At 65.4% G+C, this 12,880-nt stretch carries 10 protein-coding genes and 1 other RNA gene; 1 reads left to right on the top strand and 10 read right to left on the bottom strand.

Annotated features, from left to right (window positions below):
• Positions 1-141: 141 nt before the first annotated feature.
• From ftsW to rnpB, 9 genes are all read right to left on the bottom strand, one after another.
• A complete protein-coding gene (gene ftsW / locus AC2VLV_RS05405; protein WP_486988998.1) occupies positions 142-1,377 on the bottom strand; it encodes a putative lipid II flippase FtsW in 1,236 nt (411 codons plus the stop codon).
• Positions 1,370-2,911, bottom strand: coding sequence for a UDP-N-acetylmuramoyl-L-alanine--D-glutamate ligase (gene murD / locus AC2VLV_RS05400; RefSeq protein WP_486988997.1), 1,542 nt, complete (start codon positions 2,909-2,911; stop codon positions 1,370-1,372). Before murD ends, ftsW begins: the two co-directional genes overlap by 8 nt.
• Positions 2,908-4,086, bottom strand: a complete 1,179-nt coding sequence (gene mraY, locus AC2VLV_RS05395) for a phospho-N-acetylmuramoyl-pentapeptide-transferase (protein ID WP_276729022.1) — start codon at positions 4,084-4,086, stop codon at positions 2,908-2,910. Before mraY ends, murD begins: the two co-directional genes overlap by 4 nt.
• On the bottom strand, positions 4,076-7,006 hold the full coding sequence (gene murF / locus AC2VLV_RS05390) for a bifunctional UDP-N-acetylmuramoyl-L-alanyl-D-glutamate--2,6-diaminopimelate ligase MurE/UDP-N-acetylmuramoyl-tripeptide--D-alanyl-D-alanine ligase MurF (RefSeq protein ID WP_486988996.1): 2,931 nt from the start codon (positions 7,004-7,006) through the stop codon (positions 4,076-4,078). The genes mraY and murF overlap by 11 nt, the downstream gene beginning before the upstream one ends.
• Positions 7,003-8,793, bottom strand: coding sequence for a peptidoglycan D,D-transpeptidase FtsI family protein (locus AC2VLV_RS05385; RefSeq protein WP_486988995.1), 1,791 nt, complete (start codon positions 8,791-8,793; stop codon positions 7,003-7,005). Before AC2VLV_RS05385 ends, murF begins: the two co-directional genes overlap by 4 nt.
• Positions 8,790-9,125: a cell division protein FtsL gene (gene ftsL / locus AC2VLV_RS05380; protein WP_486988994.1), complete on the bottom strand. Its 336-nt coding sequence runs from the start codon at positions 9,123-9,125 to the stop codon at positions 8,790-8,792. The genes AC2VLV_RS05385 and ftsL overlap by 4 nt, the downstream gene beginning before the upstream one ends.
• A 10-nt stretch (positions 9,126-9,135) precedes the next feature.
• Positions 9,136-10,071, bottom strand: coding sequence for a 16S rRNA (cytosine(1402)-N(4))-methyltransferase RsmH (gene rsmH, locus AC2VLV_RS05375; RefSeq protein ID WP_486988993.1), 936 nt, complete (start codon positions 10,069-10,071; stop codon positions 9,136-9,138).
• Between the two features lie 24 nt (positions 10,072-10,095).
• Entirely contained in the window at positions 10,096-10,524 is a 429-nt protein-coding gene (gene mraZ / locus AC2VLV_RS05370; RefSeq protein ID WP_486988992.1) for a division/cell wall cluster transcriptional repressor MraZ, read from the bottom strand.
• A gap of 324 nt (positions 10,525-10,848) precedes the next feature.
• Positions 10,849-11,193: RNase P RNA component class A (gene rnpB, locus AC2VLV_RS05365), an RNA gene on the bottom strand.
• 148 nt (positions 11,194-11,341) lie between these two features.
• Here rnpB and AC2VLV_RS05360 point away from each other — a divergent pair.
• Positions 11,342-12,133, top strand: a complete 792-nt coding sequence (locus AC2VLV_RS05360) for an oxygen-binding di-iron domain-containing protein (RefSeq protein WP_486988991.1) — start codon at positions 11,342-11,344, stop codon at positions 12,131-12,133.
• Positions 12,134-12,179: 46 nt separating this feature from the next.
• On the opposite strand, the gene pyrC is transcribed toward AC2VLV_RS05360, so the two are convergent.
• Positions 12,180-12,880, bottom strand: a 701-nt coding sequence (gene pyrC, locus AC2VLV_RS05355; RefSeq protein WP_486988990.1) for a dihydroorotase, incomplete at its 5' end; no start/stop codon positions are given.

The raw sequence follows: 12,880 nt of genomic DNA, 5'->3' as shown, positions 1-12,880 counted from the left end.
GTTCCGCCCCCTGGGGGGGGAGCGCCGCATCGCGGCGATCTCGGGGGGGGCGTTCCGCCCACAAGGCGCCGGGCCGCCCCAAGCCTTGTTCCGCCCCCTGGGGGGGGAGCGCCGCATCGCGGCGATCTCGGGGGGAGCTTGTCATACATGCCCTCCGCGCATCAGAACCCGGTTTTCGAAATCGACGCGCAGCAGCACGGCGATGGCCATGCAGTTGAGCAGCAGCGCCGATCCGCCATAGCTCATCAGCGGCAGCGTCAGCCCCTTGGTGGGCAGCAAGCCGAGATTCACGCCCACGTTGATGAAGGCCTGCCCGCCGATCCACACGCCGATGCCCTGCGCCACCAGAGCGCTGTACATGCGGTCGAGCACCAGCGCCTGACGGCCGATGTCGAAGGCGCGGCGCACGATCCAGTAGAACGCGAAGATCACCACGCCAACGCCGGCCAACCCCAGTTCCTCGCCGATGATGGCGAGCAGGAAGTCGGTATGGGCCTCGGGCAGGTAATGCAGTTTTTCGATGCTGCCGCCGAGACCGACGCCGAACCACTCGCCGCGCCCCATGGCAATGAGCGCGTGCGAGAGCTGATAGGCGCTGCCCAGCGCGTTCGATTCCGCCCAGGGATTGAGGTAGGCGAAGATGCGATCACGCCGCCAGGGCGAGAGCACGATCATCAACACAAAGGCGCCAATCACCGCCGCGCTGAACACCGAAAACAGCTTGCCGTTGGCCCCGCCGAGAAACAGGATGGCCAGCGTGATGGAAGCGATGACCAGGAAGGCGCCCATGTCGGGCTCGGCCAGCAGCAGCACGCCCACGATCATCATCACCGCCATCATCGGCAGGAAGGTCTTGAGCAGGCTTTGCTTGACGTCCTGCTTGCGCACCATGAAGTCGGCGGCATAGATGAGCGCGGTGAGCTTGACCAGCTCGGAGGGCTGGAAGTTCAGCCCGCCGGGGAAGACCACCCAGCGCTTGGAGCCGTTCACGTCCTTGCCGATATGCGGCAGCAGCACGAGTACCAGCCCGATCAGCGACAGAAAGAAAAACCGCATTGACCATTTCTGCAGCTCGGCCATGGGAATCTGCACCACGATCCAGCTCGCCAGCAGCGCGGCCCCGATGGAGAACAGGTCGCGCGCGAAATAGTGATAGGGCGACCACTGCGCATAGCGCGGAGAATCGTGGAAGGAAATCGTCGCCGAGTACACCATCACCAGGCCGTAGGCCAGCAGCAGCAGCGTGACCCAGACCAGGTTCTGGTCGTACTCCAGCATGCGCGAATTGCGCGGCGCCCTATGCCCCACACGCACCGGCAGATCGGCTGCAGCCTTGTCGCGCTTGCGACCGAGGAAGGGCAGCATGCGCTCAAGCATGGTCGGCCCCTTCGTTCCAGACTTGTCCGCGCTGCTCTGCCAGATTGCGGACCGCAGCGACAAACACCTCGGCGCGATGCGCATAGTTGCGGAACATGTCGAGACTGGCGCAAGCGGGTGACAACAGCGCCGCATCGCCGGTCTTTGCCAGCGTGGCGGCGCGTTGCACAGCCTGCTCCAGTGACTGCGTGAATTCGGTGGGGGCCAGCCCCTGCAGCTCCGCGGCGATGGCCTGCGCATCGCGGCCAATCAGCACCGCAGCGCGCAGCCGCGCGGCCTGCGCGCGCAGCGGGGAAAAATCCTGCCCCTTGCCGTCCCCACCGGCGATCAGCACCACCGGCGTTTCCATGCCCGCCAGTGCCGCCACCGTGGCGCCGACATTGGTGCCCTTGCTGTCGTCGATCCAGCGCACGCCGTCGATCACCGCCACGGTCTGCATGCGATGCGGCTCGCCGCGATACTCACGCAGGGCATGCAGCATGGGCGCGAGCGGCGCGCCCACGGCATCTCCCAGCGCCAGCGCGGCGAGCGCGTTGGAAAGGTTGTGCGCGCCCTGAATGCGCAGGGCTTCGGCGGGCATCAAGCGCTGCATCTGGCATGCGGCTTCGGGCAAGGCGCCGGGCCGCCCCAAGCCTTGCCCCGCCCCCTGGGGGGAGATCGCCGCAACGCGGCGATTTCGGGGGGGGTCTTCAGCCAGGACGCGCACCAGCCAGTCGATGCCGCCTTCGCGCACCACGCCCCAGTCTCCCGGCTGTTGCGGCGCCGACAGACCAAAGCGCCGCAGCTTGCGCCCCGGGCGCTGCATGGCCAGCACCTGCGGATCGTCGCGGTTGAGCACCATCACTCCGCGGGCGTCGTCGTCGCCGAAAATCCGCGCCTTGTCGGCGGCGTAGGCCGTCATGTCACCATGCCAGTCGAGATGGTCCTGGGTGATGTTGAGCACGGTGGCCGCGTCGGCGGCGAAATCGGTCATGCCATGAAGCTGGAAGCTGGAGAGTTCCAGCACCCAGGCTGCGGGAAGATCGTCAGCCTGAAGCCGGGCCTGCAGCACGTCGAGCATCGACGGCGAAATATTGCCCGCCACCGCCACGCTCCAGCCCGCGCGCTCCAGCATCAGCCCGGTCAGCCGCGTGACGGTGGTTTTGCCATTGGTGCCGGTGATGGCGACGATCTTGGGCGCATAGCCGCGCTCTTCGCGCAGCGCGTCGAGCGCCCACTGCAAAAGATTCAGCTCACCGGCCATCGGCACGCCCCGTTCGGCGGCTGCCTGTGTGAGCGCGGCAAACTCGGCCGATTGCGGCGCGATGCCGGGGCTGCGCAACACCAGTTGCGCGTCGCCCAGCAGGTCGGCGCTCAGGCTACCGCAATGCACCGGCGCCGATGGCACTTCGCGCTGCAGCGCAGCCAGCCCAGGCGGCGCGCTGCGGCTGTCGGCCACGCGCACCTGCGCGCCCTGAGCCGCACACCAGCGCGCCATCGCCAGGCCGGATTCGCCCAGACCGAGCACGAGAACGGAGAGTGCGTTCAGGTTCATCGCAGCTTCAGACTCGCCAGGCCCACCAGACAGAGAATCATGGTGACGATCCAGAACCGCACCACGACCTGAGACTCTTTCACCCCGAGTTGCTCGAAGTGATGGTGCAGCGGCGCCATCTTGAAAATGCGCCGTCCCACGCCGTACTTCTTCTTGGTGTATTTGAAGTACGTCACCTGAATCATCACCGACACGGTTTCGGCGACGAACACGCCGCCCATGATGGCCAGCACGATTTCCTGGCGGACGATCACGGCGATGGTGCCCAAGGCGCCGCCCAGCGCCAGCGCGCCCACGTCGCCCATGAACACCTGCGCTGGATAGGCGTTGAACCACAGAAAGGCCAGCCCGGCGCCGACCATGGCGCCCACGAAAATCAGCAACTCCCCCGTTCCCGGAATGAAGGGGAACAGCAGGTATTTGGAATACACCGCATTGCCGGTGACGTAGGCAAACACCCCCAGCGAACTGCCGACCATGACCACGGGCATGATGGCCAGACCATCGGCGCCGTCGGTGAGGTTGACCGCGTTGCTGCTGCCCACGATGACCAGATAGCTCAGCACGATGAAGCCGGTCACGCCCAGCGGATAACTGACCGATTTGAAGAACGGCACGATGAGGTCGGAAGCGGGGGGCAAGGGCATGCTCATGCCGCTTTGCAACCACGCCACGAACAGATGCCAGACCTCGGCGTTGCCCTTGCCCGACACGGCGAAAGCCAGGTAGAACGCGGCGGCTACGCCGATGAGCGTCTGCCAGAAGTACTTGTCGCGCGAGCGCATGCCGTTGGGGTCGCGGTACACCACCTTGCGGTAGTCATCCGCCCAGCCGATGGCGCCGAAACCGAGCGTAACCAACAGCACCAGCCAGACGAAGCGGTTGCTCAGATCCATCCACAGCAAGGTGGACACACCAATGGACAGCAGGATGAGCACCCCGCCCATGGTGGGCGTGCCGGTCTTGATGAGATGCGTCTGTGGCCCGTCCTGACGCACTGCCTGGCCGACCTTCATCGCGGTGAGCTTGCGGATGACAGCAGGGCCCGCGAGCAGGCCGATGAACAGCGCGGTGAGCGTGCTCATCACCGCGCGGAAAGTGATGTAGTTGAACACCCGGAAAAAGCGCAGATCGGGCGAGAGCTCCATCAGCCACATGGCCAGACTATGCAGCATGGTGCACCTCCTGCGTGGACGCGCCGTTGCCATTCGCCGCCAGCAGCGCGGCGATGGCCTGCACCGCGCGCTCCATGCGCATGAAGCGCGAGCCTTTGATCAGCACGGTGTCGAATTCGCACAGTGCCGCAGCATCCAGGGTGAAGTCCATCAGGTCGGGCTGATGCTTTGCTGCCGCCAGGCCCGCCGCCTGTGCGGCCGCGACTGCCTGCGCCGTCATGGCGCCGCAGGCCCACAGCGCCGCCACGCCGCGCTGGGCCGCATACGCCCCCACTTCGGCATGGAAGGCCGGGCCGTTGTCGCCGACTTCGCCCATATCGCCGAGCAGCAGCAGACTGCGCCCCGGCAGCTCGGCCAGCACGTCGATGGCGGCGCGCACCGAGTCGGGATTGGCGTTGTAGCTGTCGTCGATCAGCAGCAGCGTGCGCTCGTCGGCGCAACGCAGACGCCGCGGCACCAGACGCCCGGCCACCGGCGCGAACGCCTCCAGCCCACGGCAGATCGCATCCAGCGGAGCGCCCGCGGCCAAGGCCGCTGCGGTCGCCGCCAGCGCATTGCGCGCGTTGTGCCGCCCCAGCAGTCGCAGACCCACTTCGGCATGACCCGCCGGGGTATGCAATTGCAGACGCAACTGGCCCTGCCGATAAAACGCATGGCCGCTGACTTCAGCCTCCACGCCCGCCTCAGCCTCTTCACGCAGGGCAAAGCGCAACACCCGCCGACCGGCGGCTTGCGCCACCCAGATCGCGGTCTGGGCGTCGTCTGCGGGAAACACCGCCACCCCGGTCTGCGGCAACGCCGCGAGCACGGCGCCGTTTTCGTGCGCGACCGCTTCGACGCTGTGCATGAATTCCTGATGTTCGCGCTGGGCGTTGTTCACCAGCGCCACGGTGGGCTCGGCCAGACTAGCGAGCCAGGCGATCTCGCCCGGATGGTTCATCCCGAGCTCGACCACAGCGGCCTGATGTTGCGGCCGCAAGCGCAGCAAAGTGAGCGGCAGCCCCACCTCGTTGTTGAAGTTGCCCTGCGTCGCCAGCCGTCGGTCTTCGCCCTGCCAGGCCGCCAGAATGCTTGCGAGCATCTGCGTCACCGTGGTCTTGCCGTTGCTGCCGGTCACCGCGATCAACGGCAACGTCTGCTGCCGCCGCCAGCCTCGCGCCAACAGACCAAAAGCGCGCAGGGTGTCGGGCGCCTCGATGCCCGGCAGCCCGGAAGCGGCCACGCCTTGCTCGGCCAGCAACGCGCGCGCACCGGCAGCCGCCGCTTGCGGCAGGAAGTCGTGCGCATCGAAGCGGGCGCCGCGCAAGGCGACGAACAGCGCGCCCGGCGCGAGTTTGCGGCTGTCGGTCTCGATGGCGCTCACCGCCACGTCGGCCTCGCCGATAAGGCGGGCCTCGGGCCCGATCCAGTCGCGCAATTCGCCCAAGCTGCAAAGCCCAGCGCCGCGCGCGGCCAGCGCCATGCGGGCATGGAAGACGTCGCTGAAGGCCTGCTTGTGTCCGGCAATCTCTTGCGTGTTTTCGTGCCCCTTGCCCGCGATGAGCACCACGTCGTGCACCGCGGCGTGCGACAGGGTCTGGGCGATGGCGGCGGCGCGGTCTTCGATCAGCAGGGCTTGCGCGGGCTGCTGCAGACCGGCGAGCAGGTCTTGCAGGATGGCGCCCGGCGCTTCGCTGCGCGGGTTGTCGCTGGCGAGTACCACGCGGTCGGCGTGGGCCTCGGCGGCCTGCGCCATCAGCGGGCGCTTGCGCGCATCGCGGTCTCCGCCGGCGCCGAACACGCACCACAACTTGCCTTTTCGCTTGGCGGTGACAGGCCGCAGCGCTTGCAGCGCTTTGTCCAGCGCGTCGGGCGTGTGCGCGTAGTCGACGACTGCCAGCGGCGCGCCAATACCGCCCAGCATCTGCATGCGCCCCGGCACCGCGCGCACCGTGCGCAAGGCGCTGGCAATGGTCGCGTCTTCCAGCCCCGTGGCGTGCAGCAGCGCGGCGACCGCCAGCAAATTTCGCAGGTTGAAAGCGCCCAGCACAGGCAGATCGAGCGCGTGGCGATGGTGGTGATGCACCAGAGTGAGACGCTGGCCAGCGGCGGTCTGCACCACATCTTGCGCACACCAGTCGGCCTTGGCGATCAGCGCGGTGGTTTGCACCTGCAGCGCCCGGCTACGGCAATCGGCCAGCAAGACAGTTGCCGCGTAGGGGTCGTCAATATCCATTACGGCGTGCTGCAGGCCCGGCCAGGCGAACAGCGCCTGCTTGGCGCTCGCATAGGCCGCCATGTCGCCGTGGTAGTCGAGATGGTCTTGCGTCAAATTGGTGAATGCGGCCGCATGAATAGCGCAACCCGCCAGCCGCTGTTCGTCCAGGCCGATGCTCGATGCCTCGATGGCGCACCAAAGCGCGCCTTGCTCGCGCAGCCGCGCCAGGATTGCCTGCAGACGCACCGGGTCGGGCGTGGTGAATCCGGTGGGCTGCAGCGCGTCCGGCCATCCGGCGCCCAGCGTGCCGACCACCCCGCAGCGCTGCCCAGCGGCGTTCAGGGCCTGCGCCGTCCACAGGGCGCAGGAGGTCTTGCCATTGGTGCCGGTCACGGCCAGTAGTTTGACGGCCTCGGAAGGATGTCCGTACCAAGCCGCCGCCAGCGGCCCGGCCAGCGCCTTGAGCCCGTCAACGGTCAGAATGCGCGGATCGGTGAAGCCGAAATGCCGCACTCCTTCGGCCTCGACCAGCGCGGCCGCTGCCCCCGCCGCCAAGGCCTGCGCCACGAACTGACGCGGATCGCGCGCCGCCCCCGGCCAGGCGACGAACACCTCGCCGGGCTGCAGGCTGCGGCTGTCTGCAGTCCACGGCGCATCGGCCGCGACGCCCAATGCGCGCAACGCTTGCAGCACGGTATCGATCGCCTTCGGGGTGTGATTCATGCGCCCCCCTTCATCGCCCGGCCCGCCGGGAGTTGCAGGGCTTGCGCGGTTTGCGAGGGAACGAGATCGGGCTTGACCGGCAGGTCGGGCTGTACCCCGAGAATGCGCAGCGCCTGCGGCACCACCGCGCCGAACACCGGGGCCGACACCTGACCGCCGAAGTGCTTGCCGCCCGTCGGTTGATCGACCGAAACCGCCATCACCAGCACCGGATGGTGGATCGGCGCCAGTCCGACGAACTGTGCCCGGAACAGCTTTTTGTCGTACTTGCCATCCTTGGCAATCCAGGCGGTGCCCGTCTTGCCGCCGGTGGAGTAGCCGGGCACGGTCGCCGCCGGTGCGGTGCCGCCGGGCTGAGTGACCAGCGCCAGCATGCCGCGCATTTCGCGCGCCACGGTGGGCGAGACCACCTGCACGCCTTCGGGCGCCTCATCGTGCTTGAACAGGGTGACCGGGAAGATGCGGCCACGGTCGGCGAAGATGAGATAGGCGTGTGCCAGTTGCAGCGTGGAAACGCCCAGCCCGTAGCCGAAGCCCATGGTGATGCGGTCGATCGGGCGCCAGCGCTTCATCGGCCGCATCAGCCCGCTGGTGGCGCCGGGAAACTCGATCTGCGGACGTTGGCCGAAGCCCACAGCGGTATACATATTCCACTGCACCTGGGCCGACATTTTGCTCACCACCTGCGAAGTGGCGACGTTGCTCGAATACTGGATGACTTGCGGCATTTCAATATTGCCGTTGTCCTCATCGTCGCAGATATTGGCGCCATAAAACTGCTGGCAGCCCGGCGCGGTATGGAACACCGTGGTCGGCGTGACAATGCCGGCCTGCAGCGCCGCACTCAGGGTAATGGGCTTGAGCACCGAGCCGGGCTCGTAAGCGTCGGTCACGGCGTAGTTGCGGATATCCGCCTCGGTCATGCGCTTGCGACGGTTGGGGTCGAAGCTGGGGTAGTTGGCCATCGCCAGGATTTCCCCTGTTTTCGCGTCGATCACCACCGCGCTGCCGTTCTTGGCCTTGTTGTCCACCACCGACTGCTTGAGCGCCTGGTAGGTGAGATACTGGATCTTGCTGTCAATCGACAGCACCACGTCCTGCCCGTCCACCGGCGGCACACCGCCCGACACATCCTCGATCACATTGCCCAGCCGGTCCTTCACGACCTTGCGCACACCGGGGTGCCCGGCCAGCCGCGACTGCAGCGCCAGTTCCATGCCGTCCTGCCCCTGGCCTTCGATATTGGAGAAGCCGATGAGCTGCGCCGCCGCCGAGCCTTCCGGGTAGTAGCGCTTGTAGCTGGGCGATTCATAAATGCCCTTGATGCCTAGCGCCTTGACCTGCTTGGCCACGTCGATATCCACCTGCCGCTTGAGATAGACGAACTGTTTGTTGGAGTCGAGCCGACGCTGCAGATCGGTGGCGTTCAGGCCGAGCAGCCGGGCGAGTTGCTGCACCTTGTCGTTGCCCGACTCGACCTGCGTGGGATCGGCCCAGATGGTCTTGGCCGGAATGCTCGACGCCAGAATGTTGCCGTTGCGGTCGAGAATGCGGCCGCGCATCGCCGGCAGCTCGATGGTGCGCACGAAGCGCAGATCGCCCTGGTTCTGATAGAACTGCGTCGTCCACACCTGCACCCAGAAGGCGCGCAGACCCAGCGCCGCAAACGCCGCAAACAGCAGCCCCTTCACCAGCCAGGCGCGACCCGGCGGCAACTTCACATTCAGCAGCGGGCTCTTGCCATAGCTGGCTGCCGACTTGTGCGCACGCATGGCCGGATTCTTCATCGCCGCGCGCCTTTACTGACCGGTTTCGGCGGAGACTGCGGCATGACGGGCAGCGGCGGCAGGGTGGCCTGGCCTTCGCGCACGAAGATGGTGCGCGCAGCTGTGATGGGGCGCATGTCGAGCTGGGTGCGCGCGATCTGCTCGATACGGCCCGGCGCACTCATCGCGCGGTATTCCACCTGCAGACGATCCTTGTCCATCTGCAACTGCTCGGCCCTTTGCTGCGCCACATCCAGCGCCGCAAACGTCCGCCGCCCCTGGTACTGCGCGCGCACCACCGACATGGCGCACAGCACCACGACAAACAGGAGCAGGAAGTTGATTCGGGTCATCGCGTGCTCCTCAGACCCGTTGCGCCACGCGCAGCATGGCCGAGCGCGACCGCGCATTACCACTGATTTCCGCCGCCGAGGGCCGCATCCGCGCCACCTCCTTGAGTTGCGGCTGGAACTCGGCCGATACGCCGGGGACGAAGGGCTGGCGCCGATCGACCGCCGGTGCGCGGGCATGGCGGTGAATAAAGCGTTTGATCAGCGCGTCTTCCAGCGAATGAAAGCTGATCACGGCCAGCCGCCCGCCCGGCTTCAGGCAGTCGAGCACCTGACTCAACGCCGCTTCGATTTGCGCAAGCTCGGCATTGACGTGAATCCGAAGAGCTTGAAACGTGCGGGTGGCCGGGTCCTGGCCCGGCTCACGGCTCTTGACGGCACTGGCAACCAGTGCGGCGAGTTCGCCGCTGCGCGCGAGGGGCGCTCCGGCATCGCGGCGAGCCACAATCTTCTTTGCAATCTGGACAGCCGCCCGTTCGTCTCCATAGTCCCTCAGCACGGTTGCAATTTCATCCACACTGGCCGTGGCCAGATACTCAGCGACGGTTTGCCCGCTGCTGGTGTCCATCCGCATATCCAAAGGCCCGTCAGCGCGGAAACTGAAACCGCGCTCGGGTTGATCGAGTTGCGGCGACGACACCCCCAGATCGAACAGCAGCCCATCGACCTGTGCCACGCCCTGCTCGTGCAGCACCCGCGCAAACTCGGAGAATGGCGCGTGTTTGATCACAAAACGCGCATCGTGAATCTGCGCCGCGGCTTCGATGGCCTGCGGATCGCGGTCGATCGCAATCAGCCGCCCGGCGGGCGACAGCCGTCGCAGAATTTCCCGGCTGTGTCCGCCACGCCCGAAAGTCGCGTCGAGGTACACCCCGTCCGGGTTGGTGATCAGTTGGTCGACCGCCTCGTGCAGCAACACGGTGCGATGCGCCGTTTCGGCGCTGGGCATGGGAGCGGTGTGGGGCATACACGGTCACAACACAATGTCGCGAACGGCATCGGGCATACCGGCCTCGACCACCGCAGCCTCTTGCGCCTGATGTTTGGCGCGATCCCAGATTTCGAAGTGGCGACCCATGCCGATGAGATCGACCTCGCGTTCCAGACCGACGGCCTGACGCAATTCGGGCGAAATCAGCACGCGACCGGTGCCGTCCATTTCGGTTTCGGTGGCATGACCGAGATAGATGCGCTTCCAGCCCTGCGCCGACATGGGCAACAGCATCACCCGATCGCGAAAACTCGTCCACTCATCGTCGGAAAACATCAGCAGACAACCGTCGGGGCTCTTGGTCAGCGTGAGCCTCCCCTGCGAGCGCGCCATCAGCAGATCACGATGCCGGGCAGGCACGGTCATGCGACCTTTGCCGTCCAGAGTGAGTGCCGAAATGCCAATAAACATGAAGTCGCCCGCGGTTGCCGTGCTCGAGTGGGGGGTCTTGAATCGCGCAGTGCCCTGCACAATTCCCCACTTTTCTGCACTATTCGCCACTTTAGGGGATGGCGATATCTGCGGTCAAGCCTGAAACCCTGAAATTTCTTTTACAAAACAAGGACTTAGATACTGTTTATGGAACCAGTAAATAAGCATGTTTCTTATAAAAATGAACAATTTAGAGTCCGCCTTGAATGTTCTTTCTAGAAATTGAAGCGCATCTGCGCTTTGACGGATGACAGGCAGCACCCATCCGTACCCGGTAGGGGTTGCAAAAAACTGAGGGGAAAAGTGCGAAGCGGGGCTATAAGCCGGATTCTGTGCAGCACGGGCTTGCACCCGCACCGTGGCAGCCATTCCTCTAGGCTGGACATTGCTGCCCAACTCGTGCCACCTACCCGCAGACTCGCGCGGGCCGCGCTGTGCCAGCGTTGCCGCTGGCGCGTCTGCCTATTTGGTGTTGCTCCGGATGGAGGTTGCCGCGTTTCACGTCCACACCGGTTGCCCGGCGTTTACTCGTCTCTGTGGCCCTGTTCGTCACGTCACCGTGCACGGCCGTTAGCCGTCATCCCGCCCTATGGAGTCCGGACGTTCCTCGATACGCCTGAAGCGCACCGCGACTGCCCACCCCACTTCGCAGGCGGCATTATGACGGAGAAACCTCGCCGCTCCAGTTGCAGACCCAAAAATGCCCTGCCCTTGATGCAGCGCAAAGCTTCATGTATTCAAAAGATCGGATGATTCGCCTTTACATTTTTTGCGGTTCAGCGAAAGAGCGAATTCCGTGGCGACAGAACTATTCAACAACGGCACGCATCTGTGCCTCATGTTCAGCGATCTGGTCGAAGACGACGGTGACGCCGTGCAGGCCAATCAATTCCTCCTCATCGACCACGGCCAGGGCGCGCTCATCGATCCGGGCGGCAATATGACGTTCAACGAGCTCACGCTCACCCTGCGCAAATACATTGCCATGCAGGATCTGCATTACCTGCTGGCCTCTCATGCCGACCCGGACATCATCGCCTCACTAGACCGCTGGATGACCGCCTCAAGGGCCGATCTGGTGATCTCCCGCCTCTGGGCGCGCTTTGCTCCGCATTTCTGCAAGCTCGGCAAGACCGACAAACGCATCATCGCGGTGCCCGACGCCGGCGGAACGCTGCGCCGGGGCAAGAGTGACGTCGTGCTGCTGCCGGCGCACTTTCTGCACGCCGAGGGCAACTTCCAGTTTTATGACCCGATCAGCAAAATCCTGTTCTCGGGCGATCTGGGGGTTTCACTCGTCAGCGGCACGCAGGCGAGCCGCCCGTTTGGGCAACTGGCCGATGCCCTGCCCCATATGGAAGCCTTCCACCGCCGCTATATGGTGTCGAACAAGATCCTGCGTTACTGGGCCAGTATGGTGCGCACATTGGACATCGAGATGATCGTGCCGCAGCATGGCGCTCCCATCAAGGGCAAACCCGCCGTGGCGCAATTCATCGACTGGGCCGAGGGCCTGAGTTGCGGCATCGACCTGATGACTACGAGTAATTACCGGGTGCCCGACCTGCCGATCCCGCTGGCCGGATAGTTCGCGCAAAGCGAGATCGAACTCCGCGATATCGAACGCCACGGAATTAAACCCCGACCTGCACCTGCCACTCCATCGCCTCGCCCGCGTGCAGGGGCACGATGTCGGCATCAGCATAGGGCAGCGTGTCGGGCACCTGCCAGCTCCGACGCTCCAGGGTGATCGAGCCGGTATTGCGTGGCAAACCGTAGAACGCCGCGCCGAAACGGCTGGCGAAATCGTCGAGTCGGTGCAAGGCATTGCGCTGCTCGAACGCCGCGCAGTACAACTCCAGCGCATTGGCCGCCGTGAAGCAACCGGCGCAGCCGCAGGCCGTTTCTTTGGTGTTGCGTGCATGCGGCGCGGAGTCGGTGCCGAGAAAGAAACGGTCGTCTCCGCTCGTGGCTGCATCGAGCAGGGCCTGGCGGTGGGTCTCGCGCTTGAGCACGGGCAGGCAGTAGTAATGGGGCCGCATGCCGCCTTTGAACATGGCGTTGCGGTTGTGCAGCAGATGGTGCGCCGTGAGGGTAGCGGCCAGCAGGGGCGCGCCCTGGGCATCCCGGTCGTGCGAGTCTTGAATGAACGCGGCTGCCTGGGCCGTGGTGATGTGCTCCAGCACGATCTTGAGCTCGGGAAAAGCGCGGCGCAGTGCGATGAGATGCCGCTCGATAAACACCGCCTCGCGGTCGAACACATCCACCTCGGGGTCGGTCACTTCGCCGTGAATCAGCAGCGGCATACCAACCCGCTGCATGGCGTCGAGCGCCG

This window comes from Thiomonas sp. TH-17 (assembly GCF_057473305.1).
Note: the sequence above shows the minus strand (reverse complement) of the source record. Positions and strands in the feature narration are given on the sequence as shown.